18 protein-coding genes and 2 pseudogenes are annotated in these 21,635 nt (G+C 58.2%); 7 read left to right on the forward strand and 13 right to left on the reverse strand.

All coding sequences use genetic code 11. From position 1 onward, the window contains the following. The first annotated feature begins 24 nt into the window (after positions 1–24). Entirely contained in the window at positions 25–540 is a 516-nt protein-coding gene (gene yjjX / locus PI91_RS01045) for an inosine/xanthosine triphosphatase (RefSeq protein WP_023326667.1), read from the forward strand. On the opposite strand, the gene trpR is transcribed toward yjjX, so the two are convergent. Then, a complete protein-coding gene (gene trpR, locus PI91_RS01050) occupies positions 537–863 on the reverse strand; it encodes a trp operon repressor (protein ID WP_039265268.1) in 327 nt (108 codons plus the stop codon). The two genes, yjjX and trpR, sit on opposite strands and share 4 nt — an antisense overlap. Before the next feature lie 55 nt (positions 864–918). After that, the gene (sltY, locus tag PI91_RS01055; protein WP_039265269.1) at positions 919–2,856 is read right to left on the reverse strand and encodes a murein transglycosylase; all 1,938 of its coding nucleotides are present in this window, start codon (positions 2,854–2,856) and stop codon (positions 919–921) included. Between the two features lie 227 nt (positions 2,857–3,083). Between sltY and ettA the strand changes: the two genes are divergently transcribed. After that, a complete protein-coding gene (gene ettA / locus PI91_RS01060; RefSeq protein ID WP_021240576.1) occupies positions 3,084–4,751 on the forward strand; it encodes an energy-dependent translational throttle protein EttA in 1,668 nt (555 codons plus the stop codon). Between the two features lie 92 nt (positions 4,752–4,843). Here the strand turns inward: ettA and PI91_RS01065 are convergent, their stop codons facing one another. Then, on the reverse strand, positions 4,844–5,743 hold the full coding sequence (locus PI91_RS01065; RefSeq protein WP_039265271.1) for a LysR family transcriptional regulator: 900 nt from the start codon (positions 5,741–5,743) through the stop codon (positions 4,844–4,846). A gap of 108 nt (positions 5,744–5,851) precedes the next feature. On the opposite strand from PI91_RS01065, the gene PI91_RS01070 reads away from it, so the two are divergent. Beyond that, positions 5,852–6,853 (forward strand): zinc-binding alcohol dehydrogenase family protein, encoded by a 1,002-nt coding sequence (locus tag PI91_RS01070; protein WP_039265272.1) that lies wholly within the window; start codon positions 5,852–5,854, stop codon positions 6,851–6,853. Positions 6,854–6,906: 53 nt separating this feature from the next. On the opposite strand, the gene nadR is transcribed toward PI91_RS01070, so the two are convergent. The 3 genes from nadR to serB form a co-directional block, all read right to left on the reverse strand. Further along, entirely contained in the window at positions 6,907–8,139 is a 1,233-nt protein-coding gene (nadR, locus tag PI91_RS01075) for a multifunctional transcriptional regulator/nicotinamide-nucleotide adenylyltransferase/ribosylnicotinamide kinase NadR (protein WP_006810194.1), read from the reverse strand. Between the two features lie 35 nt (positions 8,140–8,174). Continuing rightward, positions 8,175–9,560, reverse strand: a complete 1,386-nt coding sequence (gene radA, locus PI91_RS01080; protein ID WP_003856523.1) for a DNA repair protein RadA — start codon at positions 9,558–9,560, stop codon at positions 8,175–8,177. 74 nt (positions 9,561–9,634) lie between these two features. Beyond that, positions 9,635–10,603 carry a phosphoserine phosphatase gene (serB, locus tag PI91_RS01085; protein ID WP_021240580.1) on the reverse strand — a complete coding sequence of 323 codons (969 nt, stop codon included), beginning with the start codon at positions 10,601–10,603 and terminating at the stop codon, positions 9,635–9,637. Between the two features lie 117 nt (positions 10,604–10,720). Between serB and PI91_RS01090 the strand changes: the two genes are divergently transcribed. Both PI91_RS01090 and lplA read left to right on the forward strand, forming a co-directional pair. Next, entirely contained in the window at positions 10,721–11,365 is a 645-nt protein-coding gene (locus tag PI91_RS01090; protein ID WP_008502067.1) for a YtjB family periplasmic protein, read from the forward strand. Positions 11,366–11,404: 39 nt separating this feature from the next. Continuing rightward, positions 11,405–12,421, forward strand: coding sequence for a lipoate--protein ligase LplA (gene lplA, locus PI91_RS01095; protein WP_039265273.1), 1,017 nt, complete (start codon positions 11,405–11,407; stop codon positions 12,419–12,421). A gap of 85 nt (positions 12,422–12,506) precedes the next feature. Here the strand turns inward: lplA and deoD are convergent, their stop codons facing one another. The 4 genes from deoD to deoC form a co-directional block, all read right to left on the reverse strand. Beyond that, entirely contained in the window at positions 12,507–13,226 is a 720-nt protein-coding gene (gene deoD, locus PI91_RS01100) for a purine-nucleoside phosphorylase (protein ID WP_003856538.1), read from the reverse strand. A gap of 103 nt (positions 13,227–13,329) precedes the next feature. Beyond that, positions 13,330–14,553 (reverse strand): phosphopentomutase, encoded by a 1,224-nt coding sequence (gene deoB / locus PI91_RS01105; RefSeq protein ID WP_014882457.1) that lies wholly within the window; start codon positions 14,551–14,553, stop codon positions 13,330–13,332. A 53-nt stretch (positions 14,554–14,606) separates the two neighbouring features. Next, a complete protein-coding gene (gene deoA / locus PI91_RS01110) occupies positions 14,607–15,929 on the reverse strand; it encodes a thymidine phosphorylase (protein WP_021240582.1) in 1,323 nt (440 codons plus the stop codon). A 101-nt stretch (positions 15,930–16,030) separates the two neighbouring features. Then, positions 16,031–16,810, reverse strand: a complete 780-nt coding sequence (gene deoC / locus PI91_RS01115; protein WP_023293328.1) for a deoxyribose-phosphate aldolase — start codon at positions 16,808–16,810, stop codon at positions 16,031–16,033. A gap of 262 nt (positions 16,811–17,072) precedes the next feature. Between deoC and PI91_RS01120 the strand changes: the two are divergent. Together PI91_RS01120 and PI91_RS01130 are read left to right on the forward strand one after the other, a co-directional pair. Then, positions 17,073–18,619: pseudogene (locus PI91_RS01120) on the forward strand (YjjI family glycine radical enzyme). Further along, positions 18,594–19,453, forward strand: a pseudogene (locus PI91_RS01130) (YjjW family glycine radical enzyme activase). Before PI91_RS01120 ends, PI91_RS01130 begins: the two co-directional pseudogenes overlap by 26 nt. On the opposite strand, the gene PI91_RS01135 reads toward PI91_RS01130, so the two are convergent. From PI91_RS01135 to PI91_RS01145, 3 genes are all read right to left on the reverse strand, one after another. Further along, the gene (locus PI91_RS01135) at positions 19,448–20,230 is read right to left on the reverse strand and encodes a TatD family hydrolase (protein ID WP_072253823.1); all 783 of its coding nucleotides are present in this window, start codon (positions 20,228–20,230) and stop codon (positions 19,448–19,450) included. The pseudogene PI91_RS01130 and the gene PI91_RS01135 overlap by 6 nt on opposite strands. Further along, positions 20,227–21,279, reverse strand: a complete 1,053-nt coding sequence (locus PI91_RS01140) for a patatin family protein (RefSeq protein WP_008502074.1) — start codon at positions 21,277–21,279, stop codon at positions 20,227–20,229. The genes PI91_RS01135 and PI91_RS01140 overlap by 4 nt, the downstream gene beginning before the upstream one ends. Before the next feature lie 120 nt (positions 21,280–21,399). Further along, on the reverse strand, positions 21,400–21,561 hold the full coding sequence (locus tag PI91_RS01145) for a DUF1328 domain-containing protein (protein ID WP_003856556.1): 162 nt from the start codon (positions 21,559–21,561) through the stop codon (positions 21,400–21,402). Between the last annotated feature and the right edge of the window lie 74 nt (positions 21,562–21,635).

The raw sequence follows: 21,635 nt of genomic DNA on the forward strand, positions 1-21,635 counted from the left end.
GTTTTTTTTGAATCGAGCTTAATTATGCACCATGTTGTCTCTGCTACCACTAATCCTGCCAAAATTCAGGCAATTCTAAGGGCATTTGACGAGATCTTCGGCGCAGGATCCTGCCATATTGAGGCCATCGGCGTCGAGAGTGGCGTTCCTGAACAGCCGTTTGGCAGCGAGGAAACGCGCGCTGGCGCACGAAATCGCGTGGCAAATGCCAGAGCTGCGGCCCCGGATGCGGACTTTTGGGTGGCGATTGAAGCCGGTATCGACGAAGGCGCAACCTTTAGCTGGGTGGTGATCGAAAGCCGTGAACAGCGCGGCGAAGCGCGTTCGGCCACCCTGCCCCTGCCGGAGATCATTCTGGAAAAAGTGCGTGCGGGTGAAGCGCTCGGGCCGGTGATGTCGGAGTACACCGGCATTGATGAGATTGGCCGTAAAGAAGGGGCGATTGGCGTCTTTACCGCAGGCGCGCTGACCCGTTCAGGCGTTTACCACCAGGCGGTGATCCTGGCGTTAAGCCCGTTCCATAACGCGATCTATCGTTAGGCGTTTTTCAACAACACCGCTTCCAGCCACTGGCGCAGCTCAACGGGCGCCGACTTCAGGCTGTTCGATCCGCGGGTAATCGTCGCAATGCCCGCGCCGAGCTCATTTTTCAGCTCGCGCTGGCTCATCTCGCCGCGCAGCAGCTCTTCAATGATGCGCACGCGCGTGCCCAGCGCCTCACGCTCGTCTGGCGTGAGCATTAGCTGCATAAGGGGTAAATGCAAATCCTGCTCGTAAGACTGGCGAAGCAGCTCCACAAAACGAAGCCACTCCTGGTTACGCTGTTCGGCCATCGCCGAGGAATATGGGGAATGCTGGGTCATGTTATGCTGCCTCTTGTACTCTTTAGCGAGTACAGCTTAACACAACCCACGCCGATCAGTAACGTCTCTGCCACTCGGCATCGCTCATCAGGGTATCTTTCTGCCCCATGAAGTAGCGATAGTAGGCGTCATAAGCCAGTACGTTCTTCACGTAGCCGCGCGTTTCCGAGAACGGGATGCTCTCGACAAACGCCACGGCGTCGATGCGTCCGGCGCTGTTGCCGAGCCAGGTGCGCACGCGACCCGGTCCCGCGTTATATGCCGCCGACGAGAAGATGCGGTTGTTGCCGAACTGCTGATACACATACTGCAGGTAGCTGGTACCGATGTTGATGTTGGTATCCGGATCGAGAAGCTGTGACGGGCTACTGTATCCAGGGATGTTAAACATCTTCACCGTGTGCGTCGCCGTTCCCGGCATGATCTGCATCAGGCCGCTGGCGCCCACCGGGGAACGGACTTTCGGGTTCCAGGCGCTTTCCTGACGGGCAATCGCCATCGCGTAACTTTGCGGGATATCTTTGCCGCTGGTGTAGCGATCGAACAGATCCTTGTAAGCCAGCGGGAAACGCTCTTCGAGATGATCCCAGAGCTTACCGGCGATCGTCGCCTGCACGCTCAGATCCCACCAGTGGTTATCAAACGCATAGCGGGCAAGCTGAGCTTTTTCATCGGTGGTGCGGCTGGTCACCAGATTCGCCCACTCGCTGCGCGCGGTGTTGTCCATATTCCAGTACATCAGCTCGCGAACGCGCGCCATTTCTGGCCCCTGGGTCAGCGCCGGATTCGCGTTAGCGGGCGCTTTATCGATGCGGAAGGTGTACTCCTCGCCCAGGCGCTGCGCCGCCGCCATCGGGTAGAACCCGCGCTGCTGCATCAGCGTATGAAGAATTTCTTTGGCCTCATCATCACGACCGCGCTCCAGCAGCAGATCGGCCTGCCAGTAGCGCCATTCATCTTTCTCTTTGGCCTCCATAGGCAACCGGGCGAGCCAGGTATTGAGCCCACGACGGTCGCCCGTACCCAGCGCCATGCGCACGCGACGTTCCACCAGCGACGTGGAGTTCGAACGCATAATGGCATCGTCTCGCCAGCGCGCCTGCTCGTCGGTCACATCGGTGCCCATCAGTCGCCACGCCACGATATCGCGCAGCTCCTGCGTTTGCTCCTCATTAAGCTGCTGCGCCTGCACCAGCTGCGGGATCATCAGCCGCGCGTTTTCTACATCGTCACGCGCCACGCTGGCAAAAGCCACCGCCGCCATCTGGCGGGTAAAATCGGTCGCGCCCGTACTGCGGGCAAAGGTCAGGACGCTGTTGGGATCGTTTGCCAGCGAGATAACTGCCGTGGAGATCGTCTGGTAATCGGACGGCATCTGCCCCGCCAGCGCAGTCACCAGACGCGTATTACCGGCTTTCATCGCCAGGCGGATACGCTCGAGGTAGGACAGCGGATCCTGCTTGCCGGAAGCACGCCACGCGCCGAACAGGGAATCACAGGCGTTCGGCTGGTTTTTCCCGGTCAGCCAGAGCTCTTTCGCCCCAGCCCAGGCCTCTTCCTGCTGGCCGGTCGCCCATTTTGCGTAGTAGTAGTTACACTGCGCTTCGGTGGTATTCGGCTTTTCAGGGCTAAACGCCAGCAGCCCGCGCCAGTCTTCACGTCGCGCCAGTTCGTTCACAAAACGAGACTGAAGATTCCGGGCTGGCGGCAGGGTCGGGTTCGCCTGAATGAAGTTATTCACGGTAACGGTGGGCTGGTTCATGAGATCGTCCGTAATTTGACGATACTCCAGATACGGATACAGCGGATAATCCTTTAGCGTCGGCATCAGCGCCTGAACGGTATCCATCTGCTTGTTGTCCCACGCCTGTTTAATCTGAGCGTAGCGACTACGTTGTTCATCCAGTGAATCGGCATGCACCGCCTGGCTTACCGCCATTACGCATACGCTGGCAGCCAGCAGACGCCAGACCACCTGTTTGGCTTTTTCCACAAGCTCTTCCTCATTGTTTTTTCGTCAATTGCAGCGTCTTGCCACGTCAAAGTCTCATTAACTTATGCTAACCAGGCATCCTGCAACGCGCCACGTCATGGACACTTTTTTACCTTTCTTGCGCGTTTTAACACTCCCGACGTTCCTGGCTGGGATTAGGGCGGGAAAAAGGCTACACTTCGAGGCTGAAATTCCTTCTCATTACGATAAAAGAGGCGAAGTCCAACGTGGCTCAATTCGTTTATACCATGCATCGTGTCGGCAAAGTTGTCCCGCCGAAACGTCATATTCTTAAAAATATCTCGCTGAGCTTCTTCCCGGGCGCAAAAATCGGTGTTCTGGGTCTCAACGGTGCCGGTAAGTCCACCCTGCTGCGCATCATGGCCGGCATTGATACAGACATCGAAGGTGAAGCCCGTCCGCAGCCTGGCATCAAGATTGGCTACCTGCCGCAGGAACCTCAGCTGAACCCGGAACACACCGTTCGCGAATCTGTTGAAGAAGCGGTATCCGAAGTGGTTAACGCCCTGAAAGGTCTGGATGAAGTGTATGCCAAATACGCCGAGCCGGATGCGGACTTCGACAAGCTGGCCGCACAGCAGGGCAAGTATGAAGAGATCATCCAGGCGCACGACGGTCACAACCTGAACGTGCAGCTGGAGCGCGCGGCGGATGCCCTGCGTCTGCCGGACTGGGATGCAAAAATCGCGAACCTCTCCGGGGGTGAACGCCGCCGCGTGGCGCTGTGCCGCCTGCTGCTGGAAAAACCAGACATGCTGCTGCTCGACGAACCGACTAACCACCTGGATGCGGAATCCGTGGCGTGGCTGGAGCGCTTCCTGCACGACTTCGAAGGCACCGTTGTGGCGATCACCCACGACCGTTACTTCCTCGACAACGTCGCCGGCTGGATCCTGGAGCTGGACCGCGGTGAAGGTATTCCGTGGGAAGGCAACTACTCCTCCTGGCTGGAGCAGAAAGATCAGCGTCTGGCTCAGGAAGCGTCTCAGGAAGCGGCGCGCCGTAAGTCTATCGAGAAAGAGCTGGAGTGGGTGCGTCAGGGCACGAAAGGCCGTCAGTCTAAGGGCAAAGCCCGTCTGGCACGCTTTGAAGAGCTGAACAACACCGAATACCAGAAACGTAACGAAACCAACGAACTGTTTATTCCACCTGGAGCGCGTCTGGGGGATAAAGTGGTTGAAGTGACCAACCTGCGTAAGTCCTACGGCGACCGCGTGCTGATCGACGATCTGACCTTCTCCGTACCAAAAGGCGCTATCGTGGGCATCATCGGTCCGAACGGCGCGGGTAAATCGACCCTGTTCCGCATGATGTCCGGTCAGGAACAGCCAGACAGCGGCTCTATCACCCTGGGTGAGACCGTGAAGCTGGCCTCCGTTGACCAGTTCCGCGACGCGATGGATAACAGCAAAACCGTGTGGGAAGAAGTCTCCGGCGGTCTGGATATCATGCGTATCGGCAACACCGAGATGCCAAGCCGCGCCTACGTTGGCCGCTTTAACTTCAAAGGCACCGACCAGGGCAAACGCGTGGGCGAGCTGTCCGGCGGTGAGCGCGGTCGTCTGCACCTGGCGAAGCTGCTGCAGGTGGGCGGTAACGTTCTGCTGCTCGATGAACCAACAAACGACCTGGATATCGAAACCCTGCGCGCGCTGGAAAACGCCCTGCTGGAGTTCCCGGGATGTGCAATGGTTATCTCGCACGACCGCTGGTTCCTTGACCGTATCGCGACCCACATTCTGGACTACCAGGATGAAGGTAAAGTGGAGTTCTTCGAAGGTAACTTCACCGAATACGAAGAGTACAAGAAACGCACGCTGGGCGCCGACGCGCTGGAGCCGAAGCGTATTAAGTACAAGCGTATTTCTAAGTAAGTGCCCAAAAGCCGGGTGGCGCTCACGCTTACCCGGCCTACGGTTCTGCGCTGTTTGTAGGCCGGGTAAGGCGAAGCCGCCACCCGGCTTTTTTATTTACCCACGTAATACCGCTTCACCTCATCAAACTGCATTGCAAAGTCGATATAGCTCATCAGCGCGGGTGAGTTGAGCTTACGGCTCGGATAGGCCAGCCACAGGTCGTTTCCTTCAACGTTCCACTCCGGCAGTACCTGCACCAGCGCCCCTTTCTCGACCTTATCTTCCAGCAAAAAAGCCGGAAGGAGCGTAATCCCCGCACCGGCAATCGCACATTCGCGGGCGTATACCAGGTTATCGGTCATGTGCGCGTTATCCGGCAGGTAGCGGTAATCCTCGCTCTCGCTTCGCAGAAGCCACTCCGACCAGGCTCTGTGCGTAATGCAGCGGTGCTCCACCAGCTGACGGGGATGCGTTAGCGGCCCACGGCGCACCAGATAGTCCGGCGAGGCCAGCATGTAGCGCGGGCAGTGCCCGATCATGCGGCCAATCAGGGAGGAGTCCTGCGGCTTGCCGGTACGCAGCGCCACGTCAAAGCCGGCCTCAACCAGATCCACCACGTCATCAGAGATCGACACGTCCAGCGAAACCTCGGGATAGCGAAGCTGGAACTCGGCATTCATATGCGCCAGCAGCGTCGCGCCAATCCCCGCCGGGCAGGTGATGCGCAGCCGCCCGCTGGGGTTTTCGCGCAGGCGCTGGATGGCGTACTCCGCCCGCTCGCTGGCCGCCAGCATTTCACGGCAGTGCACCAGATAGTGCTCGCCCGCAAACGTCAGGTTCAGCCTGCGCGTGGTGCGGTTAAGCAGGCGAATGCCCACCTGCTGCTCCAGCTGGCTAATCCGCTGGCTCACGCTGGATTTTGGCAGCTCCGCCTTCTGGGCTGCCGCGGTAAAGCTGCCCATCTCGGCCACCAGCGCGAATAGCGCCATATCCTGCAGCTGTTTAAACATGATTGTTCATCCTGTACGAACGCTGAGTTCTTAATTGTCCATCTTATCACGCAGATGGCCACTTAATAGACTAGCCTCAACAAAACGCATGCCATTGAGGAGAACACCATGTCAGTTAAAGCCATCGCCGTTAACCCTGAAAATCCCTCTACTTTCATTGAAATCACTCCACCGATGCCGCAGCCCGGCGAGCACGATCTGCTGGTGGAGGTGAAAGCCGTCTCCGTTAACCCGGTCGATACCAAAGTCCACGCGGGTATTGCTAAAAGCGGGCTGAAGGAGCCGCGCGTGCTGGGTTGGGATGCCAGCGGGATCGTCAAAGCCGTTGGGGCTGGCGTCACCGGATTCAAACCGGGAGATGAAGTGTGGTACGCAGGCGACATCACCCGTCCGGGCAGCAACGCTACGCATCAGCTGATCGATGCGCGCATTGTCGGGCACAAACCGTCAAGCCTCGGCTGGGCGGCTGCCGCCGCGCTGCCGTTGACCGCGCTCACCGCGTGGGAAGGCCTGTTTGAACGGCTGAACATTCAGGACGCCGGTGCGGACAAAACCCTGCTGATCATCGGCGGTGCGGGCGGGGTGGGATCGCTGGCGATCCCGTTTGCGAAGCACAACAGCAAGGTAAAGGTGATCGCAACCGCGTCCCGTGAAGATTCCGCCCGGTGGTGCCGCGATCGCGGTGCAGATGTGGTGGTGAACTACCGCGATCTGAAAGGCGAACTGGCGAAGCACGGGCTGACCTTTGTGGATTACATTTTCATCCTCAACGACACCGACGGGCACTGGGATGCGGTCAGCGACCTGATTGCACCGCAGGGGCATATCTGTTCTATCGTGGAGAATGAACACCCGCTGAACCAGGACAAGCTGAAGTCCAAATCCGCCGCGCTGCACTGGGAATTCATGTACACCCGCAGCATGTACCAGACCGCTGATATGGCGCGTCAGGGTGAGATCCTCAATGAGGTGGCGAAGCTGGTGGATAACGGCGTGGTGGAAAGCTCACTGAGTGAAACGCTGCACGGGCTGAGCGTGGAAAGCATTACCGAGGCGCACCGCAAGGTGCTGGACGGGCATATGCGTGGGAAAGTGGTGGTTGAGTTCTGAGTGGACTGATTCCCTCACTCCGGCCCTCTCCAAAGGGAGAGGGCGGTTAACGCTTACCCCTGCTCCCCCATCATCTCCTTCACCAGTTCGACGCAGCGCAGGAAACGGGAGTCGTAGTCTGACTCTTCAACGTGCACAAACTCAACGTTGTTTTCGTTGAGCATCTCCACCAGCATGGACTGGAATTCCCGCCTGTCCACCGAGCTGCCGAGGCTGCGCATGCCGTCGGCCACCCACGGGGTGTTGTTTTCCAGCAGGATCACCAGGTCAAAGCGATATTCGTCAATCAGCGCCTGCACGAACGGGTGCTCGCGCCCTTCGTATTTTTTGCAGAACGCCTGGGTGGTGACAAAATCGGTATCGATGAACGCCACCTTGTTGGCGTATTTCACCGCGAAATCAATGTACTGAGCGTGACCGAGCGCGATTTTGTCGTAGTCGGAATACTGCAGCGCCATCTCGTCGCCGCCCAGGTGCGAGAAGACATAGTCACGGCCGTACTCCCACGCGCTGGTGGTGTTGAAGATGTTAGCGAGCTTGTTGACCAGCGTTGATTTACCGCTCGACTCGCCGCCCAGAATAGCTACCGTGCGCACAAAGAACGGCTTCACCTCGGTCGGAATGTAATCCCAGTAGCGGAACGGGTTTTCGCGGATCTGCGCTCCGCTGATGTTCATGAAGGTGCGTTTCGGATCGATCAGCACCGTCTCGATGCCCAGATGCTCGCGGAACTGCGGCGCGTCGGACTCTTCAGAGGTGTAGATCCAGTTAGGCGCAATGCCCTTCTCTTCCATAAACGCTTTGATGCCGTTGCTCCACACGTCCCAGCCGTGCGGGTACGGCTCCATACCCTCTTCGTTAAATGCATGAATGCGAATGTTTTTCTGGTACTTGAAGGTCTGAAGCAGCCAGCGCAGACGGTCCGGCACGGTCGGCTGCTGCGACATGGCGCTGTCTTCAAACAGCTGACGATCGCGGGTTTCGTCGTACCCCATGATGATGTGCAGCTCGTCCACCTGGCTACAGGCGCGCTGGATCAGATAGATATGCCCGGTATGCAGCGGGTAAAACTTGCCGAACACCACGCCAATGTTCTTTTGCATACGCGGGAATTCCAGCCCCAGAAAGCGGTGCAGCGCTTCAAGCTTCTGCGCGCTGGGGCTTTTGATTTTGGCGTTCAGCAGTTGGCTCAGGTAGCCTTTGGTCATGCCGCTGGCGTCAGCCACCTGCTGCAGCGTGCAGCCCTTCTGGCGGATAGCGGTCTTGATGTAGTCAAATGATGACATAAATTACGGTGCCTCCTGCAAAATCGAATACGTAATTATAAGTCGTCAAAGACATTTAACGCATCTGCGAGTTTCTTCACGCCAAAGACCTGCATCCCTTCCGGGATTTTTTTCGGCACGTTGGCAGCGGGAACGATAGCCCGACGGAAACCGTGTTTTGCCGCCTCGGAGATACGCTCCTGGCCGCTCGGCACCGGACGGATTTCCCCGGCGAGGCCCACTTCGCCAAAGACGACCAGATCCTGCGGCAGCGGTCTGTCGCGCAGGCTGGAGACCATCGCCAGCAGCAGCGCCAGGTCAGCGCTGGTCTCGGTGACTTTGACGCCGCCGACCACGTTCACGAAGACGTCCTGATCCGCCATCTGCAGCCCGCCGTGACGGTGCAGCACCGCCAGCAGGATCGCCAGACGGTTCTGTTCCAGACCAACCGCTACGCGCCGCGGGTTGCCCATCATCGAGTGATCGACCAACGCCTGAATTTCGACGAGCAGCGGGCGCGTCCCTTCCCACAGCACCATCACCGAACTGCCGGAGGTGATCTCATCTCCCCGGCTCAGGAAGATGGCCGACGGGTTGCTGACCTCGCGCAGCCCCTGTTCGGTCATGGCAAACACGCCCAGTTCGTTAACCGCCCCAAAGCGGTTTTTATGGCTGCGCAGGGTACGGAAGCGAGAGTCTGCGTCGCCGTCGAGCATTACCGAGCAGTCGATACAGTGTTCGAGCACCTTCGGTCCCGCCAGCGAGCCGTCTTTGGTCACGTGACCCACCATCACAATCGCCACGCCGCGCGTTTTGGCAAAGCGCGTCAGGTAGGCCGCGGTTTCACGCACCTGCGCGACGCTGCCCGGCGAGGACTGGATGTCCGCCATGTGCATCACCTGGATGGAGTCGATCACCATCAGCTTCGGCTGCTCTTCTTCGGCGATCATGCAGATCTGCTCGATGCTGGTTTCCGACAGCATATTCAGGTTGCCGGTCGGCAGGCCCAGGCGGTGCGCGCGCATCGCCACCTGCTGGAGTGATTCTTCGCCCGTGACGTACAGGGTTTTCATCTGTTCGGCGAGCTTGCAAAGCGTTTGCAGCAGCAGAGTCGATTTACCCGCGCCCGGGTTACCGCCGATCAGGATCGCGCTGCCCGGCACCACGCCGCCGCCGAGCACGCGGTCAAATTCCTTGAAGCCGGTGGAGAAGCGCGGCAGCGCCTCCAGGCTGATGTCTGAAAGCTTTTGTACCTTCGACACGCCTGCATTGCCCGCATAGCCACTCAGGCGTTCATTGCGCGCCACGCTCGGCGAAGCCGCCACACCACGCACTTCGGTGATGGTGTTCCAGGCATGGCAGGCGCTGCATTGCCCCTGCCAGCGCGGATAATCCGCACCACATTCATTACAGACAAATGCGCGTTTTGGAGCTTTCGCCACGGTTTACCTCGTTATTTCTCTGCGGCCTGCGAGCCGGGTGGTGCTTACGCTTACCCGGCCTACAAAGCAGACCGTTATTTCTGATTAAGGCTGCCGGAGAGAATGCAGAACACCCCCATCAGGTCAGCGTGACGGATAGTCACTTCCGTCTTTTCATTCACTTTTGGCTTGGCATGGTAGGCAATGCCCAGACCGGCCGCTTTGATCATCGGCAGGTCGTTCGCGCCGTCACCGATGGCGACGGTCTGGACAACCGGAATTTCATATTTTTCCGCGAGGCGCGTCAGCGTATTGGCTTTGTACTGAGCATCCACAATATCGCCGATCACCTGACCGGTCAGCTTGCCGTCCATGATCTCCAGCTCGTTAGCCACCACGGTGGTCAGATGCAGTTTTTCCCGCAGATAATCCGCGAAGAAGGTGAAGCCGCCGGAGGCGATCGCCACCTTCCAGCCGAGGGACTGCAGCTTCAGCACCAGCTGCGTCAGCCCTGGCATCAGGGGCAGTTCATCGCGCACCTGACGCAGAATGTTGGCATCGGCCCCTTTCAGGGTCGCCACGCGCTGTCGCAGGCTGGCGGTGAAATCCAGCTCGCCGCGCATCGCACGCTCGGTGACTTCCGCCACCAGCTCGCCGCTGCCCGCCAGCTTCGCAATTTCGTCGATACACTCGATCTGAATGGCGGTAGAGTCCATGTCCATGACCAGCAGGCCAGGCGTTTTCAGGTGCGGAATTTTACCCAATGGTGCGACATCCAGCCCGGCGTCATGCGCCAGGCGCGTGGCGCGCTGGGTCAGAGATCCCGCCAGGCGAATGACCTGGTAGTCTTCCACGCACCAGGCGGCGACGATGACCATCGCGGCCCCCAGTTTGGTTTGATACTGGGTCAGGCGTTGCTTATCCAGACCGCGTCCGTACAGCAGCCAGCCGCTACGACCGGCGTGGTAATCCAGAGGCATCACCTCATCGCCACTTAAAGAGAGCGGCAATCCTGGCCATAAAGAGACATCCGTTGGCAGGTCACACCAGGTAATGTTCGGCATTAAAGCTCCTGTAATTTCGTTCGCGCCGGAAGGTTGCAGAGGGAAAATAACGCATGAGGCTACCCTGTAACCATCACTTCTGGCAACATTAAGCCGTAAATTTTCAGCAGGTGGAATATGGCTCGCGCAAAACTGAAATTCCGGCTCCATCGCGCCGTGATTGTCCTTTCCTGTCTCGCACTCTTAGTGGTGCTGATGCAAGGGGCATCGTGGTTTAGCCAGAACCATCAACGGCAACGCAACCCGCAGTTTGAAGAGCTGGCCCGCACGCTGGCACGCCAGGTCACGCTCAACGTCGCGCCGTCCATGCGTAACGAAACGCCTGACGAGAAGCGGATAGGCCAGGTTTTACGCCTGCTCACGGAGAACAGTCGCATTCTTGATGCCGGTGTCTATGATGAGCAAGGCAACCTGATTGCCCGCGCGGGTGAGCACGTCGACGTGCGAGACAGGCTGGCGCTGGACGGCAAAAAAGCCGGCGGCTACTTCAACCAACAGCTTGTTGAACCTATTCAGGGGAAGAATGGCCCGCTGGGTTATCTGCGCCTCACCCTTGATACCCACACCCTGCCCACTGAAGCCAAACAGGTCGATAATACCACCAACATTCTGCGCCTGATGCTGCTGCTTTCACTCGCCATCGGCGTTGTGCTGGCACGCACCCTGCTTCGGGGCAAGCGCACGCGCTGGCAGCAATCCCCGTTCCTGCTGACCGCCAGCCGGTCAGTCCCCGAAGACGAAGAGAGCGAGAAGAAAGAATAGTGATAAAGTAGGCGGATGATTCGGAAAAGGAACTCTGCCATGTCGACGTTACGCCTGCTTATCTCTGACTCTTACGATCCCTGGTTTAACCTGGCGGTGGAGGAGTGCATCTTCCGCCAGATGCCTGCCACCCAGCGCGTACTGTTTCTCTGGCGCAATGCCGATACGGTAGTTATTGGTCGTGCGCAAAACCCGTGGAAAGAGTGCAACACCCGCCGTATGGAAGAGGACAACGTCCGTCTGGCGCGCCGCAGCAGCGGCGGCGGCGCGGTATTCCACGATCTGGGCAATACCTGCTTTACCTTTATGGCGGGCAAACCGGAATACGACAAAACCATCTCAACGTCCATCGTCCTCAACGCGCTCAATTCGCTCGGCGTGACGGCGGAAGCCTCCGGACGTAACGATCTGGTGGTCAAAACGCCCGACGGCGACCGCAAAGTATCCGGCTCTGCCTATCGCGAAACGATGGATCGCGGATTCCACCACGGCACCCTGCTGCTGAACGCCGATCTCAGCCGTCTGGCTAACTACCTTAATCCAGATAAGAAAAAGCTACAGGCTAAGGGCATCACCTCCGTGCGCGGGCGCGTGGCGAATCTGGTGGAACTGCTGCCCGGGATTACTCACGAGCAGATTTGCGATGCGATTCGTGAAGCCTTCTTCGAACATTACGGCGAGTGGGTAGAAGCTGAAGCGATCTCCCCTGACAAAACCCCGGACCTGCCCAACTTCGCGGAAACCTTTGCGCGCCAGAGCAGCTGGGAGTGGAACTTCGGTCAGGCCCCTGCCTTTTCCCATCTGCTGGACGAACGGTTTACCTGGGGCGGCGTGGAGCTGCACTTCGACGTGGAGAAAGGCCATATCACCCGCACGCAGGTCTTTACGGATAGTCTCAATCCGGCACCGTTAGAGGCGTTAGCCGCTCGTCTGCAGGGCTGTTTGTATCGGGCGGATATGTTGCAGCAGGAGTGTGATGCGCTGATCGGCGATTTTCCGGAGCAGGAAAAAGAGTTAAGGGATTTGTCAGCATGGGTTGCACAGGCCGTGCGCTAGTAAAAAAGCCCGCTTGCGCTGCGCTTAGCGGGCTTACAAAACCGTAGGCCGGGTCAGGCGAGGCCGCCACCCGGCACAATAGCTCTTACTCTTTATCGCCCAGCAGAACGGATTCCAGCGCGATTTTGATCATGTCGTTGAAGGTGGTCTGACGCTCGGCAGCGGTAGTCTGCTCGTGGGTACGGATATGGTCAGATACGGTGCAGATGGTCAGCGCTTTCGCACCGAATTCAGCCGCTACGCCGTAGATACCGGCCGCTTCCATTTCCACGCCCAGGATGCCGTATTTTTCCATCACGTCGAACATGTCGCCTTCTGGCGAGTAGAACAGATCGGCAGAGAACAGGTTGCCCACGCGCGCGTCAACGCCCAGCGCTTTTGCCGCGTCAACCGCGTTACGCACCATGTCAAAGTCAGCGATGGCTGCAAAGTCATGATCCTTAAAACGGATGCGGTTGACTTTAGAGTCGGTACACGCGCCCATGCCGATCACCACGTCACGCAGCTTAACGTCCATACGCACCGCACCGCAGGAGCCTACGCGGATGATTTTCTTCACACCGAAATCGGTGATCAGCTCTTTGGTGTAGATGGAGCAGGATGGGATACCCATGCCGTGGCCCATAACGGAGATTTTGCGGCCTTTATAAGTACCCGTGAAGCCCAGCATGCCGCGAACGTTGTTCACTTCACGCACGTCTTCCAGGAAGGTTTCTGCAATGTGCTTCGCGCGCAGCGGGTCGCCCGGCATCAATACGACGTCAGCGAAATCACCCATTTCTGCATTAATGTGAGGAGTTGCCATCTTCAGTTCCTTTTAACTTGTTGTTTTTGCCGGGTGGCGGCTACGCCTTACCCGGCCTACAAAACCGTAGGCCCGGTAAGCGAAGCGCCACCGGGCAATGACATCAGAACATGGCCTTGCCATATTCCATGTCAGACGTACCAAAGTATTTCGCCAGGGTCTGGCCAATGTCCGCGAAGGTTTCACGGTGACCCAGCGAACCCGGCTTCACTTTCGGGCCGTACACCAGCACCGGAATGTGCTCACGGGTGTGGTCGGTACCGGTCCAGGTTGGATCGCAGCCGTGGTCCGCGGTCAGGATCAGAATGTCATCTTCACCCACCAGCTCCATCAGCTCCGGCAGGCGGCGGTCGAACAGCTCAAGACCCGCAGCGTAACCCGCTACGTCGCGACGGTGCCCCCAGGAGGAGTCGAAGTCGACGAAGTTGGTGAAGACAATGGTCTTGTCGCCCGCTTCTTTCATCTCTTTGATGGTGGCATCGAACAGCGCATCGAGTCCGGTCGCTTTGACCTTTTTGGTGATGCCGCAGTTAGCGTAGATATCCGCGATTTTGCCCACGGACACCACGTGGCCGTCTTTCTCATCGACCAGCTTCTGCAGCACGGTTGGCGCCGGCGGCTCAACGGCCAGATCGTGACGGTTACCGGTACGCTGGAAGTTACCCGCTTTGTCACCAATAAACGGACGCGCGATCACGCGGCCAATGTTGTAGCCGCCTTCGGTCAGCTCTTCACGGGCGATTTCGCACAGCTCGTAGAGTTTATCCAGGCCAAAGGTCTCTTCGTGGCAGGCAATCTGGAACACGGAGTCAGCAGAGGTGTAGAAAATCGGCTTGCCGGTTTTCATGTGCTCTTCGCCGAGCTGGTCCAGAATCACGGTACCGGAGGAGTGGCAGTTGCCGAGGTAGCCCGGCAGGTTGGCACGCTTCACCAGCTTATCGAGCAGTTCCTGCGGGAAGCTGTTCTCGTGATCGGAGAAGTAACCCCAGTCGAACAGCACCGGCACACCGGCGATTTCCCAGTGGCCAGACGGGGTGTCTTTACCGGAGGAGAGCTCGTGCGCCCAGGCATAGGCGCCCACCACTTCCGCATTGCCGTCCATACCGGCTGCGATTTTACCGGTAGAACCTTCATGTGCTTTCACCAGCCCAAGGCGGGTCAGGTTGGGTAGAGTCAGAGGGCCTTTACGACCGTTATCCGCTTCGCCTTTCGCACAGGCTTCCGCGATGTGACCCATGGTATCGGAACCCACGTCACCAAAACGTTCCGCATCTTCGGTTGCGCCGATGCCGAATGAGTCCAGCACCATAATAAATGCACGTTTCATAATTGTTCTCCGTACGTAGTGCTTCAAAAATTATCGATCAGATCAGTATACCGCTATTCGGTGATACGGCGATAGACAGTCGGTGTGGTTTCCGGCGCTTTATTGTCAAGCGTAATGGCCGCCTTCACCGCTTTCGCCGCTTCCTGCCAGCTGGCTTCATCTTTGGCGTGGATCACCGCCAGCGGACGTTGGCCGTCAACGCTGTCGCCCAGACGGGCCATATCGGTGAAGCCGACGCTGTAATCAATGGTATCTGACGCCTGACGACGGCCGCCGCCCATAGACACGACCGCCATACCCAGCGCGCGGGTATCCATTGCCGAGACAAACCCTTCGCTGTCGGCATACACCGCTTTGCTGAGCGTCGCGGTCGGCAGGTACTTCGCATAGTTTTCGACGAAGTCGGTTGGGCCTTTCTGCGCCGCAACCATGCGGCCAAAGATCTCCGCCGCTTTGCCGTTGTCCAGTACCGCCTGTAGCTTCGCGCGGGCGTCGGCGTCGTCTTTGGCAAGCTTGCCGGAGATTAACATCTCCACGCACAGCGCCATGGTGACGTCGAACAGACGCGGGTTGCGGTATTCGCCCGTCAGGAACTGGACGGCTTCACGCACTTCGACGGCGTTACCGGCGCTGGAAGCCAGCACCTGGTTCATGTCGGTGAGCAGTGCGGTAGTGCGCACGCCCGCGCCGTTGGAGACGCCAACGATCGCTTCGGCCAGCGCCTCAGAGAGTTCATAGGTTGGCATAAACGCGCCGCTGCCTACCTTCACGTCCATCACCAGCGCGTCCAGCCCTTCTGCCAGCTTCTTCGCCAGGATAGAGGCGGTGATCAGCGGGATGGAGTCAACGGTCGCGGTGATGTCGCGGGTCGCGTAGAAACGCTTGTCTGCCGGAGCAAGAGAGCTGGTCTGGCCGATAATCGCCACACCAACGTCTTTAATAATGTCGCGGAAGCGGTTGTCATCCGGGAAGATATCGAAGCCCGGAATGGCTTCCAGTTTGTCGAGCGTACCGCCGGTGTGGCCCAGGCCGCGCCCGGAGATCATCGGGATATAACCGCCACAGGCTGCCACCATGGGGCCAAGCATCAGGGAGGTCACGTCGCCCACGCCGCCGGTGGAGTGTTTATCCACAATCGGGCCGTTAAGGTTGAGGCTTTTCCAGTCCAGAACGGTTCCTGAATCTCGCATCGCCATGGTCAGCGACACGCGCTCAGGCATCGACATATCGTGGAAGAAAATGGTCATCGCCAGAGCCGCAATCTGCCCTTCTGAGACGGTGTTATCACGAATGCCGTTGATGAAGAAGCGGATCTCTTCGTCGCTTAATGCATGACCATCACGTTTTTTACGAATAATTTCTTGTGCGAGAAACACGGTAACCCCCATGAGGAATCGGGTGAATGGTGGCGGGTACGGTTTACCCGACCACGATCCGGGTAGGCCGGGTAAGCGTAGCGCCACCCGGCAATTCAAACTTAGTAGCTGCTTGCGCTCTTACCGTCGCCGTGACCCAGCGCTTTCAGCAGGCTGGCCAGCAGGCTGGAGGCGCCGAAGCGGTAGTGACGGGAATCGGCCCAGTCGGCGCCGAACAGCTCGTCGGCAATCGCCAGGAACTGCTGCGCGTCTTCCGCGGTACGCACGCCGCCCGCAGGTTTGAAGCCCACGGTTTTGGACACGCCCATGTCGCGGATCACTTCCATCATGATGCGCGCGCTTTCCGGGGTCGCATTTACCGGTACTTTACCGGTAGAGGTTTTAATGAAATCCGCACCGGCTTTGATGGAGATTTCAGAGGCTTTACGAATCAGCGCCTCTTCTTTCAGCTCGCCGGTTTCGATGATCACTTTCAGCAGCACGTTTGCCGCCGCACACGCGTCTTTACAGGCCTTCACCAGGTCAAAACCGACCTGCTCGTTGCCGGCGATCAGCGCGCGGTACGGGAACACCACGTCCACTTCGTCTGCGCCGTAGGCAATCGCCGCGCGGGTTTCTGCCAGCGCAATCTCGATATCATCGTTGCCATGCGGGAAGTTAGTGACGGTTGCAATGCGCACGTCCGGGGTGCCCTGCTCGTTCAGCGTCTTACGGGCAATCGGGATAAAGCGCGGGTAGATACAGACGGCTGCGGTGTTGCCCACCGGCGTTTTCGCCTGATGGCACAGAGCGATGACTTTCTCATTGGTGTCGTCATCGTTCAGGGTAGTCAGGTCCATCAGTTTCAACGCGCGCAGGCTGCTTGCAGTTAAATCGGTCATAACATTCTCCAACGGCAGTGCCGTATAAATTTTACCTTGCGGGTCTGTGAGTATTCTAACATCCACCCGCATCCACACTTCGACATTCATCACAGTTAATGAAAACTGCGTGCAAATTTGCATTACTGTAATGAGATCTTCTTCAAACTTTATCGCGCATATTGCGGACTAAAGCAGCGATACCCCCTGTCGGATCAAAAGTGCCGACAGGCAGGCTTTCTACAATCCGTTCATCATCCGCAGAACACTCAAGGAAGCGAACATGTCCCACTCCAGCCCCGACGCCCTGCAACAACGTTGCCAGCAGATTGTGACAAGCCCGGTGTTATCCCCGGAACAAAAACGTCATTTTCTGGCGCTGGAAGCGGAAAACAACCTGCCGTATCCGGCACTTCCTGAAGCTGCGCGCGCCGCGCTGGACGAGGGGTTCATCTGCGACATGTTCGAAGGCCATGCGCCTTACAAACCCCGTTACGTTCTGCCGGATTACGCAAAATTTCTGGCTAATGGTTCAGAATGGCTGGAGCTGGAAGGGGCAAAAGATCTCGACGACGCCCTCTCACTGTTAACCATCCTCTACCACCATGTTCCGTCCGTCACATCGATGCCGGTCTATCTCGGTCAGCTTGATGCGTTGCTGCAACCTTATGTTAGAATTCTAACACAAGAAGAAATCAATAGCCGAATAAAACGTTTCTGGCGCTATCTCGACCGTACGTTGCCCGATGCCTTTATGCATGCCAATATCGGGCCGGAAGATACCCCCGTCACGCGCGCCATTCTGCGTGCCGATGCAGAGCTGAAGCAGGTCGCGCCGAACCTGACCTTTATTTATGATCCAGCGATCACCCCGGACGATTTGCTGCTTGAGGTGGCGAAAAACATATGTGAATGCAGTAAACCGCATATTTCTAATGGCCCGGTGAATGATAAAATTTTCACAAAAGGCCATTACGGCGTAGTGAGCTGTTACAACTCCCTGCCTCTGGCAGGCGGTGGCAGCACCCTGGTGCGCCTCAACCTCAAGGCCATCGCCGAACACAGTACGTCAATGGAAGACTACTTCAGCCGCGCCCTCCCGCATTACTGCCAGCAGCAAATGGCCATCATCGATGCCCGCTGCGATTTCCTGTATCAACAATCCGGCTTCTTTGAGAATAGCTTCCTGGTGAAAGAGGGGCTGATTGATGCCGATCGGTTTGTGCCGATGTTTGGCATGTACGGCCTGGCAGAAGCGGTAAACGTGCTCTGTGAAAAAGCCGGGATGACTGGGCGTTACGGCAAAGACGAGCAGGCCAACGCGCTGGGCTATCGCATCAGCGAACAGCTTGCGGCGTTTGTCGAAAACACGCCGGTGAAACACGGCTGGAAGCAGCGCGCGATGCTGCATGCGCAGTCGGGGATCAGCTCTGACTCGGGCACCACGCCGGGCGCACGCCTGCCCTACGGCGACGAGCCGGATCCCATCAGCCACCTGCTGGCGGTGGCGCCGCACCACAAGCACTACGCTTCCGGGATCAGCGATATTTGACGCTGGATGAGACGGTAAAACGTAACCCGCAGGCGGTGGTCCAGCTCTGTCTCGGCGCGTTCAGGGCGGGGATGCGCGAGTTTACCGCCAACGTCGCGGGTAACGATCTGGTGCGCGTCACCGGTTATATGGTGCGGTTGTCGGATCTGGAGAAGTACCGGGAAGCCGGATCGCGCACCAATACCACCTGGCTGGGTGAAGAAGCCGCGCGCAATACCCGTATTCTGGAACGTCAGCCGCGCGTGATAAGCCATGAACAGCAGATGCGCTTTAGTTAGTCAGGTCATCCCTTTTTCCTGCGTGGACGGGCCGGCAGCCGCCTGGCCCTGTTCCTGCAGGGCTGCAACCTGCGCTGTAAAACCTGCCACAACCCGTGGACGATCGGCCGCTGCAACGACTGCGGGGACTGCGTGCCCCACTGCCCGCACGACGCGCTGACCATACAGGCGGGACGCGTCTGGTGGCAGGAGAGTGACTGCCAGCAGTGCGACACCTGCCTGCACCTGTGCCAGCAGCAGGCAACGCCTATGGCGCACCGCCTGAGCGTGGAGGAGATCCTTTCACAGATCCGCAAATCCGCGCCGTTTATCGAGGGGATCACCGTGAGCGGCGGTGAGGCCACAACGCAATTACCGTTTTTAGTGACGCTATTCTCAGCGATCAAAGCCGATCCCGACCTGAATCATCTGACCTGCCTGGTCGACAGCAACGGTTTGTTAAGCGAAACCGGCTGGCAAAAGCTGCTGCCGGTACTGGATGGCGCGATGCTGGACCTGAAAGCATGGGGGAACGAACACCACCGCTTCCTGACCGGGCGCGAAAACCCGCAGATCAAGCAGAGTATCCGCTGGCTGGCAGATCGTAATCGTTTAACGGAGCTCCGCCTGCTGGTGATTCCGGAACAGTGTGATTATCTGGAACATCTGAAGCCGCTGACGGCGTTTATCCACGGGCTTGGAAACGTGCCGGTGCGCCTCAACGCGTTTCATGCGCATGGCGTGTACGGCGAGGCGGCGTCATGGCGCAGCGCCACGCCGGAAGACGTTGAACCGCTGGCGCGGGCGCTGGAAAAACAGAAGATAACGGTGATCCGTCCGGCGCTTTATCTATAGCGTGATGCCAAATACCGAACGCGTATTTTCCAGCAGCGCACCGGCTATGGCCTCTTCAGTCTCTTTTCGCAGTTCGCACAGGGTGGCAAACACGCGCGCCGCCTGTTCCGGACGATTCGGCTGGCCCTGAAAACCGTTCAGCGGCATGTCCGGCGCGTCGGTTTCCAGCAGAAGCGCCGACAGCGGCAGCTGTGCCATCACGTCCCGGGTTTTGCTGGCGCGCGGATAGGTGATGGTGCCCCCAACGCCGATTTTGTAGCCCAGCTCGATAAAACGCTGCGCCTGCTGCAGGCTGCCTGAGAAACCATGCACGACGCCCTTACGCGGCAAATCGATACGCTTCAGGTGCATTGCCAGCTTATCGTGTGTGCGTCTTGAATGAAGGATCACCGGCAGATCGTGACGCTTCGCCAGCCTGAGCTGCGCGTCGAGGATCGTCTGCTGGCGCTCAAAATGCGGATGCTCGCGATAAAGATCGAGGCCGATCTCACCGATGGCGACAAGCTTGTCGCCTGCGGTCTGCACTATCTCATCAAGTCGCTCAATGTCCTCATCCCGATGCCGCTCAATCACGATCGGATGCAGGCCGAGCGCCGCATAGAGCGCGGGGTGCTGTGCAGCAAGATCCAGCACCCGGGAAAAGTAAGCCGCTTCCACTGAAGGCACAATAATGGCCTGAACGCCTGCCTCGGCCGCTTTCGCAATGCTTTGCTCTTCATCTCCCGTAAACGGCGGGAAATCAAAGTGGCAATGGGTATCGACAAAGCGGTGCATCACGCCAGATCCTCGTTATCCAGTAAAGCGTCATTCGCCTGCGGAATGTCCACCAGGGGCACCGTCAGGGCGTCGTTGGCGACAATCGCAGGCGGCGTAATAATGCGTTTATGGCGATGAAGCGGCGGCTGCTCCGCCAGCATTTTCCCCACCGTCGCCAGGAAGTAGCGCCCGCACAGCCGCCCCGTTTTGTAATCCATGCGCAGCGCAGGAACGCGGCTGCCCAGCGCCATGCTCAGCAGCGGCTTAGGCGGATAAATTTCAAAAATACGCAGCTTGCCCGGCGGTTTCTCAATGAAGCGCTGCATCGCGCCGTAGGTGGTTTCATGCTGCTTCGCGATGTTCACCAGCGGCTGCAGGCTGCTGTCGCCCAGCCAGCGCTCCATCCGCTTAAACCACTGCGGGGTGTAATACATTTGCGACGGTACGGTACGGATCACCACAATGGTTTTCGCCCCGCGACGGGCGGCTTCCTGCACCGGCACCGCGTCACTGATCCCCCCGTCCAGATAGCTAATGCCGTCCAGCAGGGCGCCGGTACGATAAAAACCGGGGATCGCGCTGGAGGCGCGGATGATGTCCAGCCAGTTCTCTTTCTGAGGCGAAAAATAGCCCGGCGAATAGTCATCGCCCCGGCTGGCACACATCCAGAATTCTTTACCGCTATCAAACAGACGGGCGGCAGTATCCATGGCCAGCGGCATCTGGCTGGAGGTTGACTCCAGCAGCCAGTCGAGATCGATCAGGTTGCCGCCGCGCACAAACCGCACCGGGTTAAAAAATTCTTTCGCCGTGGTGTAGCGCATGATGACCTTTCGCGCGTAGCCGGGCTGGTTACAGACATAGGCAGAGAGGTTCTGCGCCCCGGCAGAGGTGCCGAAGTAAAGGTCAAAGGGGTTGAACTGCGCGCGCATAAATTCGTCCAGCACGCCAGCGGTGAAAATGCCGCGCTGTCCGCCACCCTCGCAGACCAGCGCGAGTTGACCCGCGCGAAACGGTTTTAACGTCAGCGGCGCAATATTGCCGAGCGTAACGGGAATTCGTTGCCCCACCTCTGCTTTCCTGTTTTGATTATTTTATAACACCACAGTAACGCACCCGACCTGTTACGCAAATAAGAAAAAGCCAGTCACAGTGACTGGCTTTATTTTGTTGACGGAATATTGCGTTTGCTATGGACGTCGACGCCCTGTAAACAGGCTGACCAGGAACAGAATAATACCCACAACGAAGACAATTTTAGCTGCCCATGCCGCTGTACCTGCCAGTCCACCAAAGCCCAATGCGGCGGCAATTAACGCGATAACCAGAAATATAATGCCCCAACGAAACATAAGCTTCTCCTTTACCATAGTTAATGTCGGCCGCTAAACGTGAGCGCTCAGGTCACTCACCGGCGTTTTTCCAG

This window comes from Enterobacter sp. FB, from assembly GCF_000805795.1.
Classification (GTDB): domain Bacteria; phylum Pseudomonadota; class Gammaproteobacteria; order Enterobacterales; family Enterobacteriaceae; genus Enterobacter; species Enterobacter roggenkampii.

What these genes read in the sequence shown, in the direction of transcription:
- lplA (WP_039265273.1), top strand. Translation starts at nt 11,405, where the DNA reads ATGTCGACGTTACGCCTGCTTATCTCTGACTCTTACGATCCCTGGTTT.
- PI91_RS01070 (WP_039265272.1), top strand. Translation starts at nt 5,852, where the DNA reads ATGTCAGTTAAAGCCATCGCCGTTAACCCTGAAAATCCCTCTACTTTC.
- PI91_RS01090 (WP_008502067.1), top strand. Translation starts at nt 10,721, where the DNA reads ATGGCTCGCGCAAAACTGAAATTCCGGCTCCATCGCGCCGTGATTGTC.
- deoB (WP_014882457.1), bottom strand. Translation starts at nt 14,553, where the DNA reads ATGAAACGTGCATTTATTATGGTGCTGGACTCATTCGGCATCGGCGCA.
- yjjX (WP_023326667.1), top strand. Translation starts at nt 25, where the DNA reads ATGCACCATGTTGTCTCTGCTACCACTAATCCTGCCAAAATTCAGGCA.
- nadR (WP_006810194.1), bottom strand. Translation starts at nt 8,139, where the DNA reads ATGTCATCATTTGACTACATCAAGACCGCTATCCGCCAGAAGGGCTGC.
- PI91_RS01065 (WP_039265271.1), bottom strand. Translation starts at nt 5,743, where the DNA reads ATGTTTAAACAGCTGCAGGATATGGCGCTATTCGCGCTGGTGGCCGAG.
- PI91_RS01145 (WP_003856556.1), bottom strand. Translation starts at nt 21,561, where the DNA reads ATGTTTCGTTGGGGCATTATATTTCTGGTTATCGCGTTAATTGCCGCC.
- trpR (WP_039265268.1), bottom strand. Translation starts at nt 863, where the DNA reads ATGACCCAGCATTCCCCATATTCCTCGGCGATGGCCGAACAGCGTAAC.
- deoC (WP_023293328.1), bottom strand. Translation starts at nt 16,810, where the DNA reads ATGACCGATTTAACTGCAAGCAGCCTGCGCGCGTTGAAACTGATGGAC.
- serB (WP_021240580.1), bottom strand. Translation starts at nt 10,603, where the DNA reads ATGCCGAACATTACCTGGTGTGACCTGCCAACGGATGTCTCTTTATGG.
- deoD (WP_003856538.1), bottom strand. Translation starts at nt 13,226, where the DNA reads ATGGCAACTCCTCACATTAATGCAGAAATGGGTGATTTCGCTGACGTC.